General features: G+C 65.5%; 18 protein-coding genes. 8 read left to right on the top strand and 10 right to left on the bottom strand.

Going from position 1 to position 22,446, the window contains the following annotated elements:
* Positions 1–53: 53 nt before the first annotated feature.
* Complete coding sequence (locus M2335_RS12660) at positions 54–959, top strand: amidohydrolase family protein (protein ID WP_181559006.1); 906 nt, start codon at positions 54–56, stop codon at positions 957–959.
* A gap of 190 nt (positions 960–1,149) precedes the next feature.
* Entirely contained in the window at positions 1,150–4,134 is a 2,985-nt protein-coding gene (locus tag M2335_RS12655) for a TonB-dependent receptor plug domain-containing protein (protein ID WP_264594903.1), read from the top strand.
* A 138-nt stretch (positions 4,135–4,272) separates the two neighbouring features.
* On the opposite strand, the gene M2335_RS12650 is transcribed toward M2335_RS12655, so the two are convergent.
* From M2335_RS12650 to M2335_RS12620, 7 genes are all read right to left on the bottom strand, one after another.
* Positions 4,273–5,208 carry a 3-keto-5-aminohexanoate cleavage protein gene (locus M2335_RS12650; RefSeq protein ID WP_264594902.1) on the bottom strand — a complete coding sequence of 312 codons (936 nt, stop codon included), beginning with the start codon at positions 5,206–5,208 and terminating at the stop codon, positions 4,273–4,275.
* An 8-nt stretch (positions 5,209–5,216) separates the two neighbouring features.
* Complete coding sequence (locus tag M2335_RS12645) at positions 5,217–6,674, bottom strand: NAD-dependent succinate-semialdehyde dehydrogenase (RefSeq protein ID WP_264594901.1); 1,458 nt, start codon at positions 6,672–6,674, stop codon at positions 5,217–5,219.
* Between the two features lie 8 nt (positions 6,675–6,682).
* The gene (locus tag M2335_RS12640; RefSeq protein ID WP_264574709.1) at positions 6,683–7,150 is read right to left on the bottom strand and encodes a nuclear transport factor 2 family protein; all 468 of its coding nucleotides are present in this window, start codon (positions 7,148–7,150) and stop codon (positions 6,683–6,685) included.
* Between the two features lie 120 nt (positions 7,151–7,270).
* A complete protein-coding gene (locus tag M2335_RS12635) occupies positions 7,271–8,221 on the bottom strand; it encodes a helix-turn-helix domain-containing protein (RefSeq protein ID WP_264594900.1) in 951 nt (316 codons plus the stop codon).
* 99 nt (positions 8,222–8,320) lie between these two features.
* Positions 8,321–9,058: an SDR family NAD(P)-dependent oxidoreductase gene (locus M2335_RS12630; RefSeq protein WP_264594899.1), complete on the bottom strand. Its 738-nt coding sequence runs from the start codon at positions 9,056–9,058 to the stop codon at positions 8,321–8,323.
* Positions 9,055–10,368 (bottom strand): MFS transporter, encoded by a 1,314-nt coding sequence (locus tag M2335_RS12625; RefSeq protein WP_264574711.1) that lies wholly within the window; start codon positions 10,366–10,368, stop codon positions 9,055–9,057. The genes M2335_RS12630 and M2335_RS12625 overlap by 4 nt, the downstream gene beginning before the upstream one ends.
* Positions 10,369–10,380: 12 nt before the next feature.
* Complete coding sequence (locus M2335_RS12620; protein WP_264594898.1) at positions 10,381–11,535, bottom strand: iron-containing alcohol dehydrogenase; 1,155 nt, start codon at positions 11,533–11,535, stop codon at positions 10,381–10,383.
* A 378-nt stretch (positions 11,536–11,913) separates the two neighbouring features.
* Between M2335_RS12620 and M2335_RS12615 the strand changes: the two genes are divergently transcribed.
* The 6 genes from M2335_RS12615 to ligA all read left to right on the top strand — a co-directional run bounded on the left by M2335_RS12615 (position 11,914) and on the right by ligA (position 18,897).
* Positions 11,914–12,441, top strand: a complete 528-nt coding sequence (locus M2335_RS12615) for a helix-turn-helix domain-containing protein (protein WP_264576298.1) — start codon at positions 11,914–11,916, stop codon at positions 12,439–12,441.
* 270 nt (positions 12,442–12,711) lie between these two features.
* A complete protein-coding gene (locus M2335_RS12610; protein ID WP_264576297.1) occupies positions 12,712–13,134 on the top strand; it encodes a hypothetical protein in 423 nt (140 codons plus the stop codon).
* A gap of 209 nt (positions 13,135–13,343) precedes the next feature.
* The gene (locus M2335_RS12605) at positions 13,344–13,769 is read left to right on the top strand and encodes a hypothetical protein (RefSeq protein ID WP_264576296.1); all 426 of its coding nucleotides are present in this window, start codon (positions 13,344–13,346) and stop codon (positions 13,767–13,769) included.
* A 342-nt stretch (positions 13,770–14,111) separates the two neighbouring features.
* On the top strand, positions 14,112–14,897 hold the full coding sequence (locus M2335_RS12600; protein WP_264576295.1) for an outer membrane protein assembly factor BamD: 786 nt from the start codon (positions 14,112–14,114) through the stop codon (positions 14,895–14,897).
* A gap of 72 nt (positions 14,898–14,969) precedes the next feature.
* A complete protein-coding gene (gene recN, locus M2335_RS12595) occupies positions 14,970–16,634 on the top strand; it encodes a DNA repair protein RecN (RefSeq protein ID WP_264594897.1) in 1,665 nt (554 codons plus the stop codon).
* A 61-nt stretch (positions 16,635–16,695) separates the two neighbouring features.
* Entirely contained in the window at positions 16,696–18,897 is a 2,202-nt protein-coding gene (ligA, locus tag M2335_RS12590; protein ID WP_264594896.1) for an NAD-dependent DNA ligase LigA, read from the top strand.
* A gap of 12 nt (positions 18,898–18,909) precedes the next feature.
* Here ligA and M2335_RS12585 read toward each other — a convergent pair whose 3' ends face one another.
* From M2335_RS12585 to M2335_RS12575, 3 genes are all read right to left on the bottom strand, one after another.
* The gene (locus tag M2335_RS12585) at positions 18,910–19,773 is read right to left on the bottom strand and encodes a dienelactone hydrolase family protein (protein ID WP_264594895.1); all 864 of its coding nucleotides are present in this window, start codon (positions 19,771–19,773) and stop codon (positions 18,910–18,912) included.
* Between the two features lie 74 nt (positions 19,774–19,847).
* Positions 19,848–20,861: a 50S ribosomal protein L11 methyltransferase gene (locus M2335_RS12580; RefSeq protein WP_264594894.1), complete on the bottom strand. Its 1,014-nt coding sequence runs from the start codon at positions 20,859–20,861 to the stop codon at positions 19,848–19,850.
* 73 nt (positions 20,862–20,934) lie between these two features.
* Positions 20,935–22,293: a methyl-accepting chemotaxis protein gene (locus tag M2335_RS12575; protein ID WP_264594893.1), complete on the bottom strand. Its 1,359-nt coding sequence runs from the start codon at positions 22,291–22,293 to the stop codon at positions 20,935–20,937.
* Between the last annotated feature and the right edge of the window lie 153 nt (positions 22,294–22,446).

The following is a 22,446-nucleotide window of genomic DNA, read 5'->3' as shown; positions in this document are numbered from 1 at the left end:
GCGGGCACGTGCCCGCCACCGACCATCAAGCATAGGCGAGAGGAACAAGGTACATGCAGATCATCGACGGTCAGATCCACGAACCCCATATCGGCGGCGGTATGCGCGCCGCCAAGCCCGAAGGCGAGACGATCACGCCACAGCTTGAAGAGTTCATCAACGTCGAGCTGGCGCGCGAGGCGATCGATTGCGTCGGCGTCGACAAGGCGATTATCTATGCGGGCCGGGCCTTTAATGAAGCCGCGGTGCGCTACTATCCGGACCGGTTCGGAGCGGTCGAAGTGTTCGACCATGCGGCGCCGGACCTGGAGCAGCAGATGGCAGCTTTCAAGAAGAAGCCGGGGATGCTCGCCACGCGCGTGCTGTTCACCAATTACGGGCAGGTCTGGCGCAAGCCGGGCGCGCAGATCGCGGTCAGTCCGCTGGTCAAGCAGGGCGCGTTCGACCGCTATTTCGCTTATGGCGCCAAGTATAAGATCCCGATGTTCGTCGGTGCCCATGAGTTCGGTCACGAGGCCGCGATCTATGCCGAGCGTCACCCGGACATGACGATCATCATCGATCACTACGGGGTCACCCAGTCGATGATCGCTCCGCCCAAGGACCGCTGGGCGAACCTTCCCAAGCTGCTCGACATGGCGCGCTATCCCAATGTCTATGTGAAGCTGTGCGGGATGCCGATCATCTCCAAGGAGGCCTATCCCTATCACGACATCTGGCCATACATTCACAAGATCCTGCACGCCTTCGGCCCGGAACGGTGCCTGTGGGCGAGCGACATGACCCGGCAGCGCTGGGGCACGGAAACGCCGCCGGGTCCCAATGGCTTCCCGCTCCGCAAGGACTGGAAGCCCTATGCGGACGCGCTCTACAGCCTTCTCCACACCAATGAGATTTCGCAGAGTGACAAGGAGTGGATTTTGGGCGGCACGATCAAGCGTGCGCTCAACTGGGCGTAAGAGCACCGCAGCACACCGATGACATCAGAGCCGGGCGATACCGTCGTCCGGCTCTGTTTGTGCCGAATTCGGCATAAGCTGGATCACTTGGAGATAAGAAGCGGCCCGTTGCGCAATGCGATGGTCCGCATGAGATCGCGCCCGGCAAAGGTCGTGCGCGCAAAATATACATAATGGGGAGGCCGTACGAATGACTCTGAAAGTGAAGGGACGCGGGGGCGCGTCGCATTTGATGTGGGCGGCGCTGCCCGCCGCTGCATTGCTGTCGATGCCGGTGCAAGCGCAGGACGGCAGCGGCGCGGAAAACGCGAGCGAGCCCTCGATCGTCGTCACGGGCACGCGCATCCGCAACAATGCCTTTAACGAGCCGACGCCCGCGACGGTGTTCGGCATCGAGCAGACTGAGAAGCTGGGCATCGTGAATGCCGGCGATATCGTCGAGCTTATCCCGCAGAACACGGCGTTCCAGTCGGACGCAACCGCCGGCATCACCGCGGGCGCGAATGTCGGCGCTTCCTATGCGAACCTGCGCGGGCTCAACCCGGATTCCGGCACGCGCACGCTCACGCTGGTCAATTCCCGCCGCTTCGTGCCGACATCGGATGGCGGTGCGGTTGATCTCAACCTCATTCCCACCGCGATGATCAAGCGCGTGGAGACGGTGACGGGCGGCGCATCGGCGGCTTATGGGTCGGATGCGATTGCCGGTGTCGTCAACCTGATCCTCGATACCGAGCTAGAGGGGCTGCGCGGGCAGGTCGATTATGGCCAAACCTTCCGGGGGGATGGCAAGGGGCATCATGGCTCGCTCGTCTATGGCACACGCGTCGGCAGCCGCGGCCATATCGTCATCGGCGGCGAATATGAGAAGAAGGACGGCATCGGCGATTGCTCGCTTTCGCGCGACTGGTGTGCGGAAAGCTACGACGTCTTCGTGAATGCCAATAATGTGCTGGCCAACGGCTCGCTCTCTGGCTTCGATCGTCCCGGCACGCCGGGCTATGGTCTGCCCAACTTCATCATCGGCCCCAATTCCAAGCAGGCGTTCAACGATGCGCGCGGCGTCGTCCGCAACCGTGCACCTGCCGCGCCGGCGGCGCGCAACATCCGCTTCAATGACGACGGCACCGGCATCGTGCAGTTCGATCCCGGCACATACGTCCAATCGTCGCAGACCGGTCCGCGGCAGGGCGGCGACGGCGAATCGACCTATGCGGATTCCGACATCCAGACGCCGGTCGAGCGATTCGTCGGCTATCTCTCCGGCAAATACGACCTGTCGGACACGGTCGAAGCCTATACCGAAGTCACCTACGCGCACCGCTCCGCCTCCAACAGCGGCGTGACGGCAGGTCCACGCTCGACCTATTTCGTGCAGCCGGACAATGCCTTCCTCCCCGCCTCGCTCAAGACGCTGCTAGCCGGCACCCAGTTCAGCCTCGGCAAAGATGTTGATGCGCAGATCCCGGCGCTCAACTCGGTCACCGCCGATGTCTGGCGAGCGGTGTTCGGCGTCACCGGCGAGATTGGTGGCGGTTGGAACTGGGATGTCTATTATCAGTACGGCCGCAACAAGCGGCACCAGTCGGCCCGCTATTCGCGCGTGAACACCGAGTTCCAATATGGGCTGGACGCCGTGGTCAATCCGGCGACCAACCAGATCGTCTGCCGGGAACTGCTCAAGGCCAATCCCAATCCGCGCGCGCAGGGCTGCGTACCGATGAACCTGTTTGGTCTCGATAATCTCAGCCAGGCAGCCATCGACTATGCCTATCGCCCGGTGGTGGAGGACTTCCTCTATACCCAGCATGTCGCTGCCGCCTCGATCAGCGGCTCACTGTTCGACGGCTTTGGCGCCGGGCCGGTCGGCGCTGCCACGGGTGTGGAATATCGCAAGGAAAAGGGCGATGTGACCCATGGCGATATCCCCAATTACACCGACTACGCCTTCACCTTCGGCCTGGATTATGGCGGCACCATCGAGGTTCTCGAAACCTTCGGCGAAGTGAGTGTGCCGCTGTTGGCGAACCGGCCTTTCTTCGAAACGCTGGAACTGAACGGCGCCGTCCGCTGGACGCGCAACAAGGCGTCGGATGCGTTCACCAGCGAGGAGAAGACGACCGAGGCGGTGAGCTACAAGCTCAGCGGCATCTGGGAAATCGGCGGCGGTGTGCGCCTGCGCGGCTCGCGCTCGCGTGATATCCGCGCTGGTGGCTTCCGCGAGCTTTTCCAGCGTCAGGTGGCGACGGAGGAAGGCTCCTCGCAGGGCATCGTCGACAATCCGAACATCGCGGGCGTCGGCAATGACGATCCGACCCCGATCCTGAATGGCGGCAGCTTCGCGCTGACGCCGGAAAAAGCGGATACGACAACGGCGGGCATCGTGTTCCGGCCCGGTTTCATTCCGGGCCTGCGCATGTCGGTCGACTGGTATCAGATCGCAATCGAGGATGCCGTCAGCCGGCTCGGCGGCCAGCAGATCGTCGATTTCTGCGATCAGTTCGACATCTTCTGCGATCGGATCACCTTCGTCTCGCCGACCAACATCTCGTACATCGACGCCCGGCAGGTGAACCTCGGCAACATGACCGTGCGCGGCCTCGATTTCGAGTTCGACTATACGCTGCGCCTGTCCGACCTTTCGGCCGATTGGGGCGGGGCGCTCAACCTGCGCGTGCTGGCCAACCACCAATATGACTTTAAGGTGCAGGCCGATCCGACGACGCCGGTGATCGATTATGCTGGGCAGACCGGGCCGGTCAGCAGCGGCGGCAACTTCAACCCCGCACCCTCATGGATCGTCAATGCGTTCCTGAGCTATGATAGCGGGCCGTTCAACGCTACGGTGAGCATGCGCCGGATCAGCTCGGGCATCTACAATGTCGAGCGGGTTGGGCCGGAAGATGAAGGCTACGATCCGACGCTGCGCAACAGCATCAACACCAACCGCGTGAAGGGAGCGAGCTATTTCGGCCTCGCCATGTCCTATGCGATCCCGGTCGGAAATGGTGGGAACAGCATCGAGGTCTTCGGCGCGATCGACAATATCTTCGACAAGAAGCCGCCGATTGCGCCGGGTGGCGGTGGCCTGGGTGGCTCCAACTATCCGACCAACCCGGTCTATTTCGACACCTTCGGGGCGCGTTTCCGGACCGGCGTGCGGGTCAAATTCTGATCTGACGTCAGCGCTGCAGATGCCAGCCGGGCTTCCGAAAGGAGGCCCGGCTTTCTGTTGCAGAAATGCCCGCCCGGCCATTCAGGCCGGGCGGGCACCCAAAAGCGATGGACGTTGAAGGGAGGCCGAAGCTCTGGCTCAGAAGCCGACGGCGTCGCCGCCCTTGAGGCCGAGCAACGCGCGGGCTTCGGCAGGCGTCGCAATCTCGCGGCCCAGGGCTTCGATCACGAGGCGGATGCGTTCCACCTGCTGCGCGTTGGAGGTGGCGAGTTCGCCCTTGCCGATGAACAGGCTGTCTTCCAGCCCGACGCGGACATTGCCCCCGAGCAGCGCGCTCTGGGTGCAGAAGCCGAGCTGATGCCGGCCTGCCGCGAAGGCCGAGAACACATAATCCTCGCCGAACAGACTATCGGCCATGGTCACCATATGGGCGAGATTGCGCGGGTCCGCGCCTATGCCGCCCAGGATGCCGAACACGCCCTGGACGAGGAAGGGCGGGTCGATGAGGCTGCGGTCGGCAAAATGAGCGAGCGTGTAGAGATGGCCGATGTCATAGCATTCGAACTCGAAGCGCGTGCCGAACTCCCGGCCGACCTCCAGCATGATGCGCTCGATATAGGCATTGTCATTGTACATGATCCGCCCGCGCGCGCCTTCGACATAGGGCTTCTCCCAGCCGTGCTGCCACTGGGTGACCCGCTTGGCCGCCCCGGAGAAATCGAAGATCAGCGGTCCCATGTTGAGCGAGCACAGCTCGGGCCGGGCCTGCTTGGCGCCTTCCAGCCGGTCATCCAGCGACATGGTGGCGCTGCCGCCAGTGGAGATGTTGACCACCGCATCCGTCGCCTCCCGGATGCGCGGCAGAAAGGCCATGAAATCGGCCGCGCGGGGGCTTGGGCTGCCGTCTGCCGGGTTACGCGCATGCAGGTGCAGGATCGCCGCGCCGGCCTGCGCTGCGCCAATGGCGGCCTCCGCAATCTCGTCCGCGCTCACCGGCAAATGCGGCGACATGGAGGGCGTGTGGATCGAGCCGGTCGGCGCGCATGTGATAATGACCTTGGCGTGTTTGCGCATAAGCGGGTCTAAAGTCCTGCGTGACAGAGATATTTGAGGTTTTGATATTCGGCGAGGCCGTGGTGCGAGCCCTCGCGCCCGAGGCCCGACTGCTTGACGCCGCCAAAGGGCGCATAAGGCGTCGAGATGAGGCCGGTGTTGATGCCGACGATGCCGCTCTCCAGATCCCGGCCCACGCGGGCAATCGTCGCCGGATCGCTGGAGCAGAGATAGGCGGCGAGGCCAAATGGCGTATCGTTCGCCAGCCGCACGCCGTCCTCCACGCTGGCAAAGCCGATGACGCCGGCCAGCGGCCCGAAGGTCTCTTCGCGGGTCAGCAGCGCATCCGATGCAACGTCGCCAATCAGCGTCGGCACCGCGATGCGCCCGCCCGGCGATGCGCCCCCGGCAATCAGACGTCCGCCATGGCGCAGCGCATCCTCGCGATGCTCGTCGATCTTGGCAATGGCGCGATCGTCGATCATCGGGCCCACATCGATGCCGTCTTCAAAGCCGTCGCCGGCCTTCATCGTCGCGACCTTGCTACCAAACGCGTCGAGAAAGCGGTCGCGGATGCCATTCTGCACATAGATGCGGTTCGCCGCGACGCAGCTCTGGCCGCCATTGCGAAACTTGGCGACCATCGCCGTTTCGACGGCGGTGTCGAGGTCCGCATCGTCGAAGATCAGCAGCGGCGCATTGCCGCCCAGTTCGAGGCCGAGCCGCTTGATTGTCGGGGCGCAGGCTTCCGCCAGCATTGCGCCCACCGGGGTCGAGCCGGTGAAGGAGAGTTTGCGGACGATCGGCGAACCGGTCATCACCGGCCCGATGGTCTTGGAATTGCCGGTGACCACGCTGAACACGCCCGCTGGCACGCCTGCTTCTTCACCCAGCTTGGCAAAGGCCAGTGCCGTGAGCGGCGTCAGCTCGGCCGGCTTGGCGACCATGGTGCAGCCGGCGGCCAGCGCCGGCCCGACCTTGCGCGTGAGCATGGCGAGCGGGAAGTTCCATGGCGTGATCGCCACGCACACGCCGATCGGCTCGCGCTCGACCATGAGGCGGCGGCCGGTCACCGGGGCGGGGATGATCTCGCCCAAAGAGCGGGTCGCCTCATCGGCGTAGAACTCCAGGAAGCCCGCGCCATAGTCGACCTCGGCGCGCGATTCCTTGAGCGCCTTGCCGTTCTCCAACGTGATGAGCCGGGCGAAGTCCTCCTTGTGCTGGATGACCAGCTCATACCAGCGTCGCAGGATCGCGCCGCGCTCCTTGGCAGGCCGCCGCGCCCATTGCGGGAAGGCGCGGTTCGCGGCATCGATGGCCTCAGACACTTGCGCGTCGCTGACGCGCGGCACCTGTCCCACGGTCTCGAGCGTATAGGGATCGTCGACAGCGATGGGGTCGCCACTGCCATCCACCCATTTGCCGGCCACATAGGCCTTGGAAAGCAGAAGATCCTTCTCGTCGAGTTCACCGCGCTGTCTGCTCATGGGCCTGCTCACTTTGCTTCTTGATCGTCCAGGTTCGGATTGGTGATCGGAGTATCACTCTCGAACAAATGCTCGAACCGGCGATAGGTGCACAGCCAGCGCCCGCCGGCGCCGCGAACATAGCGGTCGGTCGCCAGCGAGATCGTCACCGGCGGATGGGTGGGGAGGGGACGCACGCCATCGGCGGCATAGAGGAACAGGTAATTGGTCGCTTCCGCGCTGTCCGGCCCAGTGAACCACGCCCGGAAATTGGTGAAGGCATGGACCGCGAGCCGCTCGCCGCGTTCGGCGCGCCAATCGTAAAATTGCTGGATTTTCGCGCGGCCGTTATAGGAGGCGAACTGGCCGTGGAAGACGGCATCCTCGGTATAATAATCCGAGGCTTTGCGCCCTTTGTTGGTATCGATCTCGTGCCAATATTCGGTCAGCTGCAGCGACAATATCTGGTTCAGATCAAGCACTTCCCTGGCAACCATTGCGTCTTCCGTCCTCCATGTCTCGCCTGTCGGCGTGGAGACCGGGCTGACATAGAGGTTGCGCCGCCGCTTGCCCGGGCGGGCAGGATGACTTGCTCAGGAAGGCGCCCGCGCGGCTGGTCAGTTCGAGCCAGCGCGCCGGTAATCGCGCGGCGCCATGCCGAAATGCTCGTGGAAGGTGCGGGTGAAATGCGCCGCGCTGTTGAACCCCCAGGCAAAGGCGATCTCGGTCAGCGTATGGCCGGCCCAGGCGGGATTGCGCAGTTGCTTGCCGCATTCTTCCAGCCGCCGCCGGACGATGTAGCTCGACGCCTTCTCCCCGCGCGAAGCGAAGAGCGTGCGCAGGTAGCGCGGCGAGATGCGCAGCCCTTCGGCGACGCGCGCGGGCGTCAGTTCCGGGTCGCGCAGATTGTCCTCGATGTAGCGAATGACTTCGCTCTGTCGGCCGAGCATCACCGCCGAGCCTTCCGGCTGCTCGTCAAAGCCCATCGCATAGGCCGTGGAGAGCATTTCCAGCACGTGGCGAGCAAAGCGGCCATCATGATCGGAATGGAAGCCGCTCTGCACTTGCGTGTTGAGGTTCTCCAGCATGGCGGACATGACCGCCGTCAGCCCCACCTCATGATCGAGCTTGAGGCCGCAAAAGCGCTCGGGCGTCGGCAGGTGCTTCTTGATGAGGCCGGCATCAACGCGCAGCATGATAATCATCGAATTGTCGCCGAGCGTGAAGCTGTGCGGTGCTGCGCTGTCGCACAGCACGAAATCGCCCTGATCGAGCTGGGCCTGATGCCCGCAATGGTCGAGCACGCTGTTGCCGCGCGCCTGCATCAGGAAGGAATAAAGACGCGGCGCGCCGGGGCGGATGTGGTTGCGCGTCCGCTCGATATGGCTGCGGTTGGCCGCGATGCTGGCGAGTTGGATCGGCCCGAACTGGCTGAGGCTGAGCCGCGCGGCAAACTCGTGCCGGTCGGCGGGCGTGAAGTTCACGCGATTGAGCTGCTGCGAATAGAGCTTTGTCCATGCCGCCGCGCGCGTCGATATGGGGAAGGCTTCAGTGCTGTAGGATTCCATGCTTATCCTCTCCGCGTGCCCTCTGTCCTTCTATCGAGGCGTCCCGGCCGCTTTCCTTCAGGGTCAACCATTTCAAGGCGCTTTGCAAGTTTCCCATCGTCACACGCCGCCGGAAACGGCGAGGTTCGCGCCATTCACAAAAGAGGCGTCGGGCGAGAGCAGGTAACGGACCGCCTGCGCGATCTCGTCGGCCTGTGCTGCGCGCTGCATCGGCACGCGGGCGGCGCCGGCGGCCAGCCGCTCGGCGCTCAGCATTTCGGTGGCGACCGGGCCGGGGGAGACGCAGTTGACGCGAATGCCATCGCCGCCGACTTCCCGCGCCAGTCCGGTCATCAGGCTATCGAGCCCGCCTTTGGATGCGGCATACCAGACATATTCCCCGGCTGACCCATAAGCGGTCGCCCGTGACGAGATGAAGACGATGCCGCCGCCCGTCCCGCCGCGCGAGAGGGCCATGCGCCGCACGGCTTCACGCGCGGCCAGCATTGCGCCGGTGAGATTGACCGCCATGACGCGCTCGAGGGTTTCCGCCGAGACCTCCGCCAGGGGAGAGGCCTGGCCGGTGATCCCGGCGGAATAGACGAGCGCGCCGATCGGCCCCAGCGCCTGCGCTTCGTCGAACAGGGCAATCAGATCGGCCTCGCGCGCGCTGTCCGCCTGCACCGCGTCGGCCTGACCGCCGGCAGTGGTGACGCTCGCTGCGACGGCCTGCGCTGCCGCTGCGTCACGCGCATAGCTGAACACGACATGGTAGCCGGACGCCGCGAGCAGCTGGACGATGGCGGCGCCGATGCCGCGGCTGCCGCCGATGACGATCGCGATGGGCTGCTGGCTCATGGAGCGGTTGCCTTTGCCTCAATGGGTTGGGGGGCTTCGTCCCGACCGAAGTCATCCAGTGACTGCAGCGCGCGGCCGGCGGTCTCGGGCAGCATCAGCGTTGCGATGAGGGCGCACAGGATGCCCCCCATGCCGACGATGGCCATCGCCGCGCCCAGCGGGATGATGGCGGCCACCAAGGGTACGGTCATGATGAACAGAGCGCTCGCGGCACGGCCGAAATTATAAGCAAAGGCCTGTCCGGTGCCGCGCAGTTCGGTCGGGAACAATTCGGTGAAATAGGGGCCGAAGCTTGCATAGATGCCGAACTGGAAGAAGCCGTAGACGATGCCGAACGGCACGAGGAACCAGACATTCCCGCCCCATGGCCCGAACAGATAGATGGCGGCGGAGATCACGAAGCCGAGGCCGAACAGCCGGAAGGCATTGCGGCGCCCGACAAAATCGCTGATCGCGGCGTTGAAAAGAAAGCCGAAGAAGCCGCCGACGCTGTTGAACATCACGCACAGCCCGGCCATCGCGATGCCGATGCCGCGCTCATTGGCGAGGAACACCGTCAGATAGCTGCTCACGGCATAGCCCGCGCCCTGTGCGCCGACGGCCAGCAGCGATGCCAAGATGGTGATGCGGACGACCTTGGGCCGGAAGATGCTGGTGAGGCTGGTGCGCTGTCCGGTCTCCTGCGCACGCTGCTGAGCCTGCTTGAACAGATCAGAATCGTCGGACCCACGCCGGATGAAGAAGATCAAGGCGGCCGGAATGATGCCGACAAAGAAGGCGAGGCGCCAGCCGATCTCGGGATCGAAGGCAGAGGCGAATGGACCGGCGATCAGGGCTGCGAGACCGGAGCCGACTGCCGCGCCGCTGTGCAGCGTGCCCAGCGCCTTGCCGCGATGCTTGGGTGAGACGATTTCGCCGAGCAGCACCGCGCCGACCGCCCATTCCGCGCCGAAGCCGATGCCTTGCAACACGCGCAGCACGAGCAGTTGCTCGAAATTCTGCGCAAAGCCGGAGGCGAAGGAGAAGAAGGAGAACCACAGGATAGTGAGCTGCAGGATGCGGGCGCGGCCATAGCGGTCGCACAACCAGCCGCCGATCCAGCCGCCGATCGCCGCCGCGAAATAATTGGCGCTGGCGATGGTCCCGGCCTCGGTCAGCGAGATGCCGAGGCCGACGATGAGCAGCGGGATGAGATACTGATAGACCAGCCCATCCGCGCTATCCATCGCCCAGCCGGCGCTGCACGTCCAGAACACGCGGCGGGTTTTGCGGTCCGCGCCGCGATACCAGGAGAAGAGGTCGGCTTTCATGGGGTGTCGGTCCTATAGCGCAGCTTCGTAGATCGCGCGCGCATCGGATTCGGTGACCTCGCGCGGATTTCTGATGAGCAGCCGTTGCACGGTCATGGCGGCGGCGGCCATCTTGGGCACCGCGTTGGCGCCGATGCCGAAGGCGGACAAGTGCCGCTCGATGCCGATGGCGGCGGAAAGGCGCTCGATCTGCGCGATGCCGGCCAGCGCATCCAACTTGTCATCGCCGGTCCGCGCCACGCCAAGGGCGGCAGCGACCTGAGCGTAGCGAGCGGGGGCCGCAGGCAGGGTGAAGCGCAGCACATGCGGCAGCAGCAGCGAGTTGGCGACGCCATGCGGGATGTGGAACTCACCGCCGAGCGGATAGGCCAGAGCGTGGACCGCCGCGGTGTTGACCGGGCCGAGGCACATGCCGCCAAGATGCGCCGCGCGAAGCATGGCATCGCGCGCCTCCAGGTCTGTGCCGTCCGTGCAGGCGCGTTCGAGATGGCCGGCGATCAGGCGGATGCCTTCGAGCGCCCAGGCATCGACAACGGGGCGGGCAAAGCGGTTGGCATAGGCCTCGATGCAATGCGTCAGCGCATCCAGCCCGGTCGCGGCGGTGACGGCGCGGGGCATTGAGACGGTGAGTTCGGCATCCAGATAGGCGAAATCCGGCACGAGATGATCGCTGACCACGCCCTTCTTCAGTTCCGCCGCCACGTCTTCCAGAATGGCGATGGGAGTGACTTCGCTGCCGGTGCCGGCGGTGGTCGGGATGCAGGCGAGCGGAATGGCGCGGCCTTGGAGGAGGCCTGTGCCGATGACGTCATCGATGCCCTGCGCGCCATCCATCAGCGCGGCGACCAGCTTGGCGACATCCATCGCACTGCCGCCGCCCAGTCCGATGATGAAGCCGGCTTGGCTCTCGCGCGCCGTCGCCATGGCGGCCTCAAAATCGGCGAAGGTCGGCTCGCCGGCAATGGCGTCGAAAATCGTGGCGGCGCAGCCGGCTTTGGCCAGTTCGGAGGCGAGTGCTTCGCTGAGCGCACGCAGGGGGCTGCCGGAGACGATCAGCGCGCTTTCGGCGCCGGACGCGACGACATCGGCGGCACAGGCCGGCAGAAGACCGGCACCGATGCGCACCGTGCGGACATTGCGCAGGCTCAAAAGCTGTTCAGATTGCAAGGCTCACCTCTCCATCCCATCCCGTCTCTCTCTCTCGGTAGCGCGCGGCGTGCTGTCTTGATCTAGGCGGCAATATGCTTTGCCGCGCTCGTATCGGCACTTGGTGGCGGAGCCAAAGGGCGAAAGGGGCAGGGCTCCGCGGAGCCGCGGGCTGACGAAGCGCGCCCGGCAGCGGTGCTAACCTCGCCGCGCCTTTTCGACACCGAAATGGAGGCAATTGATGGAATGCCGGGGGCGGACTGGGTTAGCGTCTCCTGCTCGATCGACAGGAAGGAACCCATGCCACGCTCCGGCACCTTGCAGGGCATAAGACCGGTGCCGCACCGCGCCATTGCAAGCCGCCCAATGACGTGTCCCCGTTGACCGTGGAGGGGCGGGGTGACGGAGCCAGATCGATCCGGCCAAGCGCGCCGTCATCGTGCGGCCCGGCTGATTCAGGAAGCTGCAGACCGCATCGAGGCCGCGCGCCATCTGCTTGAGATAGAGCACAACGATGCGGAAGGGGCCGGTGTGAGGCCCTTTGCCAACGGCGCGTTGCCGGTTGGGCTGCTCAGCCACGCGAACGAGCCGATTGCAGTTGCCCATCTGAATGCGGCCCTGGCACTGCGGGGCCATATCTGTGCGCGCCTGCTCCTGCGCCTGATTGCCGAGCCTGACCGGCTGATCCCGCTCGATGAACTTGCGTTGCTCCTGGACCGCGGCGCGATGTCGCGTGCGGCGATCAAGGTTCACATCTCCACGCTGCGGGCTGCGCTCAGCGAAAAAGGCCTCGCCGGATCGGCGATCGAGACAGGCCGCCGCAGCTATGCCTTTCGCGCGGCAATGCTGCCGGCGCTGTCCAACATCCTCGAAGCGTGCCGTTTTGGTGCTGATTCCGGCAGGAACGAATCAAAACGGGACAGATGAGGTGGGCCCCCATCGCATCGCTCCATCGACCCGTCCTTTAGCGGTTGACTTCCCGTGATCACGGCGCACAAAGTGAAGCTCGCATAACATAATGTTGCCTTAGAAAGCCAAAAAGGCTTCTAAAATTGCAGGGTCGCACCAGATGACAATCGACTTCAAGACATGACGGACCGCCGCTGACTGCCACGCGTTTGAGAATGATGTTGAGGCAGGGATAGGCGAGGAGACACGGGTTCAGTGTGAACCCCGCGAATATCCCAGGGACGGATCGTGATGTTCGATACAGCCAATAAGCCGCGCCCACCGGGCGTGGACGACGATGCGCGCGCTTGTCTGCCGGATGACCCGGTGATCGAGCGGGCGCGGCGTTTGCAGGCCCTTATGGGCCAGCGCAGTGCCCTCTTTCCAGAGCCGGTGATGGCCGATGACGCCATGGCGGCCATGCTGACGCTGTTCCTTGCCCAGAGCGAGGGGCGGACGGTCTCCCGGGCATCGTTGAACGGCGCGCAGGATCTGCGCAGCGATCCGCAAGACGAGGTGGTTGCAGCGCTAATCAAGGCAGGTCTGGTCCGCGCCGGGTCGGCGGGAGCGGGCGGGCCTGCTGTCGGCGAAGGCGATGCGATCACCCTGACCCCGATGGGATCGGCGCGAATGCGCAATTATCTCGGCGACCATCGCGGTATTGGACAATGAGTGGTCAACCCGACCACCTCACGGGTCTTATTCCCGCCGCTCGGCCCGGTCTTCCCGGTCAGTGAGCGCGGCTGGTGACGATAGGCTCCTCCTGTCTGGTGGTTACGGGACATGCGCCGGCAGAGACGGTGGTCTATCCGCCGCCTCTTCTCACAGCGGCGGCGCATCTTTCGCGCGCGGGGTGTTTCCCGCGCGGCGAGGGTAGTCCGATGCCGAATCGAAAGTTTTTTGACGTGCCCAATATCGTGCAACGCGACGCCGCAGCCCGGTCGGACGCGCCGGCTGATCCTCGCTCCGCGGAAGCTTCGAGCGTTCTGCGGGCCAAGGCCGGCCGCATGCACATGCTCGGCCGTCTGCGCAGCAAGCATTTCTACACGCCCGTCATGGCCGATCGCGCCATGGACGTGATGCTCTCTCTTTTCGTCGGTGAACTGCAGTCCAGTCCGGTGAGCGACACGGCCTTGGCCGTGGGCAACATGCTCAGCCCGGCTGAGGCCGCTGCAGTGATCGATAAACTGGTCCAAGCGGGGCTGGCCGTCGTTGCGGGTGAAGAACCCGAGCGGCGGACGGTCGGGCTAACGCCCCTCGGGTCCGCGAGGATGCGGAGTTATGTCAGCGACCACCCGGACGTCTGACAGCTTCGCAGGTCGACGACCGGCCTGAACCGTGTGCCGCCATCCCCCACGCTGGCGTGCGCATTCCCCGGTTCGGGTCGGGCGTCGACCGTTTTCTGCTCCGCAAGGTGCAGGCCGCGTCGCCGCTTCCCACCTCCCACACAGAGAGCGGCGGCGCGGTTTGCGGGCGGTGCGCCCGCATGGGGAAAGAGGGTCAGGCGCCCATTCAGCCGCTCTCGTTCAGCGCCGGTTCAACGGGCCGGTCCTTGTTTCGCGCGCCATGCATCATCTGTCTTCTGCCCGTGGCGCAAAGCGCGCATCATTCGCTTGGCGCGGTCCGGTTGCTCGGTTAAGAGGCTGCGCATGACCGTTACACCGCTGCGTCGTGGCCGGCTGATTGCCGCCAGCCTGATCTCACTCGCCTTGCTGGCCGGCTGCGCGCGCAGTTCGAACCGCGTTGATACGCGCTATGTCGCGCGCGACGTCAGCACGCTGTATCTGGCGGGCCAGCAGCGGCTCGACAATGGTCGCTTTGCCGAGGCTGCCGTGCTGTTCGACGAGGTGGAGCGCCAGCATCCCTATTCGCCCTGGGCCCGTCGCGCGCAGCTGATGAGCTCGTTCAGCTATTATGCCGCGCGCAATTATCGCCAGTCGATCCAGTCGGCCCAGCGCTTTCTCTCCATCCATCCCGGCAACCGCGACGCGGCCTATGCCTATTATCTGATCGCTCTGTGCTATTATGAGCAGATCAGCGACGTGACGCGCGACCAGAAGCTGACGTTGCAAGCTCGTGACGCGCTGAACGAGCTGGTCCGCCGCTACCCCGATTCGCGCTACGCATCCGATGCACGGCTCAAGCTCGATCTGGTGAACGACCATCTCGCCGGCAAGGAAATGGAAGTCGGCCGCTTCTACCAGCGCCGCCGCGAGTGGATCGCCGCCGCGATGCGCTTCCGTCAGGTCGTCGATAATTACCAGCAAACCAGCCACACCGCAGAGGCGCTGCACCGTCTGGTCGAGAGCTATCTGGCGCTCGGCATGACGGAAGAAGCCAAGCGGGCCGCTGCCGTGCTGCAGACCAACTATCCTGATTCGGACTGGTATCAGCGCTCCTATCGCCTGATGACGCAGCACGCTCCGAGCGCCTGATCTCTTTCCGGCGCGTTGCGCTGGCGAAGGCGGGTGACAGCATGAGGGCAATGGATTAGCTCTGCACCGCATATGCTGACCGGCCTCTCGATCCGTAACATCGTGCTCATCGAGGCGCTCGATCTCGTGTTCGAGCGGGGGCTGACCGTGCTCACCGGCGAAACCGGCGCGGGCAAGTCCATCCTGCTCGATGCGCTGGGCCTTGCGCTGGGGATGCGGGCCGATAGCGGCCTTGTGCGTGCCGGTGCCGATCAGGCCAGCGTGACCGCGACATTCGATCCGCCGGCGCCCGGTTCTGCCCTGGCCATCCTGCTGGCCGAAAGCGACGTCGCGCAGGAGCCGGGCGAGCCGCTGCTGATCCGCCGCACGCTCAAGGCCGATGGCGGCAGCCGCGCCTTCATCAACGATCAGCCTTGTTCGGCGGCGCTGCTGCGCGATGTCGGCGCCTATCTTGTCGAGATTCACGGCCAGCATGACGAGCGCGGCCTCATCAATCCGCGCGGGCATATGGACCTGCTCGATGCCTTTGGCGGACTGGATGCCGGCGCGGTACGCACCGCACACGGCGTCTGGCAGGCTGCGCAGGCGCGGCTCACCGAGGCCCGCGAAACGCTGGAGAGCGCCGCTCGTGAACGCGATTATCTCGCCCATGCTGTGGCCGAACTGACAGCCTTCGCGCCCGAACCGGGTGAAGAGGAGACGCTCGCCACCGAACGCGCTGACATGCAGAAGGGCGCGCGCCTCACCGAAGACATGGCCGCGCTCGACGATTTGCTCGGCGGATCGGACGGCGTCCTCGCCAAGCTTCGACAGGCAGCGCGACGGCTGGACCGGATCGGCGAGGAGCATGAGTTGCTGACGCAGGCGCTCGCCGCCTTCGATCGCGCCGTGATCGAGGCCAGCGAAGCGGAGGAGCATCTCGCGCGGGCTGGCGAGGCGCTGTCCGTCGATCCCGCACGGCTGGACGCGATCGAGACCCGCCTGTTCGATCTGCGGGCCTTGGCGCGCAAGCATCAGGTCGCGGCCGACGATCTGGCCGATCTGGCGGCGCGGATGAGCGATCAGCTCGCGCGGATCGATGCGGGCGAGGCGGGGTTGGCCGATCTTGAACGGGATGTCGCGGCCGCGCGGCAGGCATATGAAGCCGCGGCGCAGGCGCTCAGCGATGGCCGCCGGGAGGCCGCTGCCCGACTGGACGCGGCGGTCGCCGGCGAACTGGCCCCGCTCAAGCTGGATGCCGCGCGCTTCCGCACCGATGTCGAGCCGCTGCCGGAAGGGCAGTGGCGCGCGTCCGGCAAGGATCGGGTCGAGTTCATGATTTCCACCAACCCCGGCGCGCCCTTCGCCCCGCTCACCAAGATCGCCTCGGGCGGTGAATTGTCGCGCTTCATCCTGTCCCTCAAGGTCGCGCTCGCCGCACAGGGCAGCGCGGGCACGATGATCTTCGACGAGATCGACCGGGGCGTCGGCGGGGCCGTGGCCGGCGCGATTGGTGAGCGGCTGGCACGGCTCTCCGGCGGCGGGCAGGTGATCGTCGTCACTCACTCCCCGCAGGTGGCCGCACGCGGCGCAGCGCATCTGCTGATCGCCAAATCCTCGCAAGGCACCATCACCCGCACCGGGGTCCATCCGCTCGACGACGCCGAACGCCGCGAGGAAATCGCGCGTATGCTCTCCGGTGCCGAGATCACCAACGAAGCGCGCGCACAGGCGGAGCGGCTGCTGGAGGGGGTGTGAGGATGGGGACGTCCAACACCACCCCCGGCCCCTCCTCTGAAGAGGAGGGGAGGAAAAGCGCATGACCGACTCCCACACACTCACCGAAGCTGAGGCCGCGAACCGCCTCATGCGGCTCGCGAAGGAGATCGCGCGGCATAACGGGCTCTATCACGCCAATGACGCGCCCGAGATCAGCGATGCCGCTTTCGACGCGCTGGTGCGCGAGAATAATGCGCTGGAGGCGGCCTTCCCGCATCTGATCCGGGCGGACAGCCCCAATCGGCAGGTGGGCGCTTCGGTGGCGACGTCTGCGCTCGCCAAAGTGCGCCACGAGAAGCGCATGATGAGCCTCGACAACGCCTTTGCGGACGAGGATGTGGCGGAATTCGTTGCGCGCGTCCGGCGGTATCTGGCGCTCGGTGAAGATGAGCCGGTCTTGATGACCGCAGAGGACAAGATCGACGGCCTGTCACTCTCCATCCGCTATGAGGACCGCAAGCTTGTGCGCGCGGCGACACGGGGCGATGGTGAGGTGGGCGAGGACGTGACGCCCAATGTTGCGCATATCGGCGATATCCCTCAGACCCTGCCCGCTGAGGCACCGGCCATCCTCGAGGTGCGCGGCGAGGTCTATATGGAAAAGTCCGCCTTCACCGCGCTCAATGCGCGGCTGATGGACGAGGCGCGCGCGACGGCCGAGGCGCGGGGCGAGGCATTCGACCCCGAGGGCGTGCGGCAGTTCGCCAATCCGCGCAATGCCGCTGCCGGATCGCTGCGCCAGAAGGATGCCAGCGTCACCGCCAGCCGTCCGCTGCGGTTTCTCGCGCATGGCTGGGGCGTGGTGAGCGATGATGGCCTGCCGGCGGATACGCAATATGGCGTGATGAAAGCGCTGGAAGGCTGGTGCATTCCGGTGTCGCGGCATCTGGTGCTGTGCGATGGCAGCGCGGCGATGCTGGCGCATTATCGCGCCATCCAGCAACAGCGCGCGGACCTGAATTACGATATTGACGGCGTGGTCTACAAGGTGGACCGGCTGGACTGGCAGGCGCGGCTCGGCTTCGTTGCCAAGGCGCCGCGCTGGGCGATTGCGCATAAATTCCCCGCCGAACAGGCCGAGACGACGCTGGAAGCCATCGACATTCAGGTCGGCCGCACCGGTAAGCTGACGCCGGTGGGGCGGCTCAAGCCGGTGACGGTCGGCGGGGTGGTGGTCCAGAACGTCACGCTGCACAATCGCGACGAGATCGCGCGGCTGGGCGTGCGGCCCGGCGACCGGATTCTCGTCCAGCGCGCTGGCGATGTGATCCCGCAGGTCGTGGACAATCTGACGCGGGATGCGGAGCGGGCGCCCTATGTCTTCCCCGATCATTGCCCGGAATGCGGCAGCGAGGCGGTGGCGGAGGAAGGTGAGGTCGATGTGCGCTGCACGGCGGGCCTCATCTGCCCGGCCCAACGCATCGAGCGGCTCAACCACTTCGTCAGTCGCGGCGCGATGGATATCGATGGCTTGGGCGACAAGACCATTCGCGAGTTCTTCGCGCTCGGCTGGCTGGAGTATGGCCCGGCGGACATCTTCCGGCTCAGGCAGCATCGCGCCGATCTGCTGGGCCGCGAGGGCTGGAAGGAGAAGTCGGTCGACAATCTCCTCAAGGCCATCGAGGACCGGCGCGCGCCCGATGCCGCGCGGCTGCTGTTCGGCCTCGGCATTCGCCATGTCGGCGCGGTAACAGCGCGCGATCTGATGAAGGCCTTCGCGACCCTGCCGGTGCTGCAAGCGTGGTCGATGCTTGCCAATGCCGACCGGCTTCCGTTCGCATCGAGCGAAGTCGAGATGCTGATGCGCGAACGGGTCTCGACGTCGCTCGACCCGAACGGGGACGTTGTCCAACAGGCCAAGGCCACGCTCACCGCGATCGAAGGCATCGGCGGCGCCGTGGTCGAGGCGCTGGGCGACTTCTTCCATGAGGAACATAATGTCGCGGCGTGGGACGACCTGCTCGCGCAGGTTTCGCCGCCGCCTTATGTGGTGGATGTGAAGGCCAGCGCCGTCTCGGGCAAGACCATCGTCTTCACCGGCAAGCTGGAGACGATGAGCCGCGATGAAGCCAAGGCGCAGGCCGAGGCGCTGGGGGCCCGGTCCGCCGGATCGGTCAGCGCGTCGACCGATCTGGTGGTTGCGGGGCCGGGCGCCGGTTCCAAGCTCAAGAAAGCCGCCGACCTCGGGATCGAGGTGATCGACGAGGCCGCCTGGGCCGAGATCGTGCGGAGCGCCGGCTAGGGCGCCTCCGCGTCAGGCCAGCGCCGTGCGGTACATGGCGAGCAACGCCGCCCAGGCCTTTTCCGCCGCGTCATGGTTATAGGCCTGGCTGCCGGGCACGCACCAGCCATGGTCGGCGGGGTAGACCTCGACCGTGGCGGTCTTGCCCGCCGCATCGAACGCCTTGCGCAGGATCGTCTTGGACTCCGGCTCCTTGGCATCGTCATTCTGCGCCACCGCGACGAGATAGGCGGCATCGGTCTTGGGGATGAGCAGATGCGGACTGCTCGGCTGGTCGGTGGTCAGGCCTCCGCCATGGAAGCTGCCGACCGCGCCGATCCGTGCCGAAGCGACAGCGGCGGTGCGGAAGGAGAGCGGACCGCCCATGCAGTAGCCCTGCACGCCGGCCTTACGGCCCTTGTCGACCTGCGGCTGCGCGTCGAGGAACGCGAGATAGGCCGCCGCGTCATGATCGACTGCGGCATCGCTCATGGCGGCGCGATAGCCGAACAGGATCTTGCGCGACTCCGGATTGCTGAAGTCGAATGTTCCGTCGATCACCGGCGCGACGGCGTTGCGGTAGAAGGGGTTGGGGACGAGGACCACATAGCCCTCGGCTGCTAGGCGCCGGCCCATCTCGCGGAACACCGGGCGCAGGCCCATTATGTCCGGCCACATCAGCACGGCAGGCCAGGGCCCCGTGCCGGCGGGGTGGAAGAGGGCGGCATCGGCAGAACCGTCGGGCGTTTTGATGGTCACATTCTTCTCGGTGACGTTGGCGACGGCCTGCGCGGTCGCCGCGCCAGCGAAGCCGACGGCGGCACCGGTGGCCATGAACATGCGCCGGGTGACGCTCCAATCCTCGACCAGGCCCTGATGGATGTCATTGTCGCACATGCCGAATCTCTCCCTCGCAGCGTCAGGCGGGGATGGTCGGTCGGCGCGGGCGCCCTGTCAATGCGTAGCCGGTCTTACCAGCTGCCGAAGCCGGGCGCGGCGCCATGATCGCCCGTGCGCCAGCGCGTCGGGCGGCGCCAGCCGAAGCGATGGCGCTTGCGCAGCACGAGCGTGGGCCAGTCGCCATGGTCGAACCGCCAGATCAGCACCATGCCCTGCGCGCGATAGGCGGCCTGCACGCGGCCGGCCTGACTATCCAGCAGGCCCGCCAGCATCAGCGTGCCGCCCTCGGCGACCTGTGCGGAGAGGCTTGGCGCCAACTCGATCAACGGCCCGGCGAGAATATTGGCGATGAGCAGATCATAAGGCGCAAGGCCTTGAATGAGCGGATGCTCGACCCCCGGCGCGGCGACCAACCGCAGCGCCCCCGCGCCGGCCCCGAGCGGAACGCCGTTCAAATCGGCATTTTCGGCCGAAACGTCCACCGCGACAGGATCGATGTCGGAGGCCAGCACATGAGCGCGCGGCCACAGACGGTTGGCGGCGAATGCAAGCAGGCCGGTGCCGGTGCCGATGTCCGCAATATTGCCATAGCGCATACCCCGCGCCTTGAGGTCGGCCAGCGCCAGTAGGCAGCCGCGTGTCGTCTCATGCTGGCCGGTACCGAAGGCGCGGCTGGCGGGGATGAGAAAATCGATGCGGTCGGCGCGCGGGCTGTCCACACTGTCGTGGCGGACATGGAACGGCCCGGCCGTCATCGGTTCCAGGCCGGCTTGGCTCTGCGTCACCCAGTCGGTGTCCGGCAATTGCGCCAGCGTGTAGGGGGTGGCCGCGCCATCGGGCATCAGCGCCGCGATGGCATCGATGGTCGCGCGCGTCGGCTTGGTTTCGAAGATGATGTCAAGCTGCCAGGCATCGGGCTGGCTTTCGTCCGGCTCGCTCGCCAGAATCGCGGGCGGCGAGGGCCAGTCGATGAACAGCGGCTCGGCCTCAAGCTCGAACCGCTCGGCGACGGCGCGCGTGCAGGAAAAGGTCATCTGCCAGGGCGTCGCGGGCGCGACGCTGGCGGTGGAGGAACGCTTTGTCATGCCCTCTCTCTAGCCGATTTGGACGGCAAAGGGAGAGAGAATGGACCGTGTCACCCCCCGCAGAGCGGATTTGTCAGACGGCGCGTCGGATTGGCGGATAAGCCGGCTGCGGCTCTGCCTGGGCGTCGGTCGCCGGTGCCATGGAGACCACGAAATTGGCCGAGCGCGTGCGCAGGGCGCCGAGCAGGTTGCGGACTTCGGTGAAGCCGCTTTCCAGCTCGTCGATCTCCGAGGCGACGATCTCCGTATCCTGCCGGATCGCCGAAATGTTGGATGACATGGAGTCGGCGGCAAGCGCCGTCTCGTCCACTGCAGCGGTAATCATCGTTACGGTTTGCGATTGCGCGTCCATCGCGGTGCGGATGCGCATGCCCATGGTCTGCACGTTGAGCACGGTTTCGCGGATGCGTTCGTTGGTCTCGACCGTATGCCGCGTGGCGTTCTGGATGGCGGCGATCTTCTGCGCGATGTCGTCGGTGGCGTGGGCGGTCTGGCTCGCCAGCGACTTCACTTCCTGCGCGACGACGGCAAAGCCGCGTCCGGCATCGCCGGCGCGCGCGGCCTCGATGGTCGCGTTGAGGGCAAGGAGATTGGTCTGCCCGGCAATATCGCGGATCAGGCCGAGGATCGATTCGATGGACTGTGCGTGATCGCTCAGCGCGGTCGAGACATTCACGGCCTCGCCGGCCTGCTCGGAGGCCAGGGCGGCGACTTCCGCCGCCTGGTCCACTTCGGTGCGGGCTTCCTCGATGGCGCGGATCAGGCCGGAGCTGGTGTGCGCGGCTTCGCGCATGGCGATGGCCGATTGTTCGGCAGCGGCGGCGACTTCGGAAGCCTTATCGAGCATCCCGCGCGTGGCGTTCGAGGATTCGCGGGCTTGTTCGCGCAGGCGCTCGCCCAGTTGCGCGGCCAGATCGATCTGCGTGTTGAGAAGTTCGGAGAATTTGTCGCGCTGGCGCTGCCGCTCGATCCGGTCCTGCTCGCGGATCGTGTCGGCGTAAAAGGCGCAGCACACTTCCGCTTGCACCAGCGAGATGAACCGCATGGCGGCCAGCAATTCCGAGCGCTCGTCGCGATCGGCCACGAGCTCCGTCAGGATATCACGGACCTTGTCGACCACGCGGTTAATGATGACGATCTGGGTGCGGATGGAGACATCGCGCGCCAGCATCTTCATGACGCCGGTCCGCGCCATCTCCGTCCATTCTTCCCCGGCGAAATCGCTGAGCAATGTTCGATGGAAGGTTCTTGCGCCCTGCCGCGTGGCTTCCAGCTCCGCCGGGCCGACCGCCGTAAGGTCGATGCAGGGGAGGTAGACCGCCATGGCGGTGTCGCCCAGTTCGTCGATGCGGTCTCCGAGATAAGCCAGGATTTGACGCGCCCGCCCCGGCAATGTCGCTTGGGGGTCGAACTCCTGCAGCCGTTCAGCCATTGAAATCGTGTCGCTTTTTCCTGCGATCATGGCCTCGGTGCCCCTTTTGTCCTGCCATTTGCCGGGTCGTATGGGGTGGCGTGATATCGGCCTTTCGTTAATCGAGGGCTAACATCCTCTGTTTTCCATGTTCATCGGGACCTCAGTCTGCAC

The organism is Sphingobium sp. B12D2B, assembly GCF_025961775.1.
GTDB lineage: Bacteria > Pseudomonadota > Alphaproteobacteria > Sphingomonadales > Sphingomonadaceae > Sphingobium.
The sequence above is the reverse complement of the archived record's forward strand: the minus strand, read 5'-3'. Positions and strand labels throughout refer to the sequence as shown.

Excerpts from the sequence above, each read along its gene's own strand:
- M2335_RS12605 (WP_264576296.1), top strand. The coding sequence starts at position 13,344 with ATGCCGAATCGAAAGTTTTTTGACGTGCCCAATATCGTGCAACGCGAC.
- M2335_RS12650 (WP_264594902.1), bottom strand. The coding sequence starts at position 5,208 with ATGCGCAAACACGCCAAGGTCATTATCACATGCGCGCCGACCGGCTCG.
- ligA (WP_264594896.1), top strand. The coding sequence starts at position 16,696 with ATGACCGACTCCCACACACTCACCGAAGCTGAGGCCGCGAACCGCCTC.
- M2335_RS12580 (WP_264594894.1), bottom strand. The coding sequence starts at position 20,861 with ATGACAAAGCGTTCCTCCACCGCCAGCGTCGCGCCCGCGACGCCCTGG.
- M2335_RS12635 (WP_264594900.1), bottom strand. The coding sequence starts at position 8,221 with ATGGAATCCTACAGCACTGAAGCCTTCCCCATATCGACGCGCGCGGCG.
- M2335_RS12600 (WP_264576295.1), top strand. The coding sequence starts at position 14,112 with ATGACCGTTACACCGCTGCGTCGTGGCCGGCTGATTGCCGCCAGCCTG.
- recN (WP_264594897.1), top strand. The coding sequence starts at position 14,970 with ATGCTGACCGGCCTCTCGATCCGTAACATCGTGCTCATCGAGGCGCTC.
- M2335_RS12640 (WP_264574709.1), bottom strand. The coding sequence starts at position 7,150 with ATGGTTGCCAGGGAAGTGCTTGATCTGAACCAGATATTGTCGCTGCAG.
- M2335_RS12625 (WP_264574711.1), bottom strand. The coding sequence starts at position 10,368 with ATGAAAGCCGACCTCTTCTCCTGGTATCGCGGCGCGGACCGCAAAACC.
- M2335_RS12655 (WP_264594903.1), top strand. The coding sequence starts at position 1,150 with ATGACTCTGAAAGTGAAGGGACGCGGGGGCGCGTCGCATTTGATGTGG.
- M2335_RS12575 (WP_264594893.1), bottom strand. The coding sequence starts at position 22,293 with ATGGCTGAACGGCTGCAGGAGTTCGACCCCCAAGCGACATTGCCGGGG.
- M2335_RS12630 (WP_264594899.1), bottom strand. The coding sequence starts at position 9,058 with ATGAGCCAGCAGCCCATCGCGATCGTCATCGGCGGCAGCCGCGGCATC.
- M2335_RS12585 (WP_264594895.1), bottom strand. The coding sequence starts at position 19,773 with ATGTGCGACAATGACATCCATCAGGGCCTGGTCGAGGATTGGAGCGTC.
- M2335_RS12660 (WP_181559006.1), top strand. The coding sequence starts at position 54 with ATGCAGATCATCGACGGTCAGATCCACGAACCCCATATCGGCGGCGGT.
- M2335_RS12645 (WP_264594901.1), bottom strand. The coding sequence starts at position 6,674 with ATGAGCAGACAGCGCGGTGAACTCGACGAGAAGGATCTTCTGCTTTCC.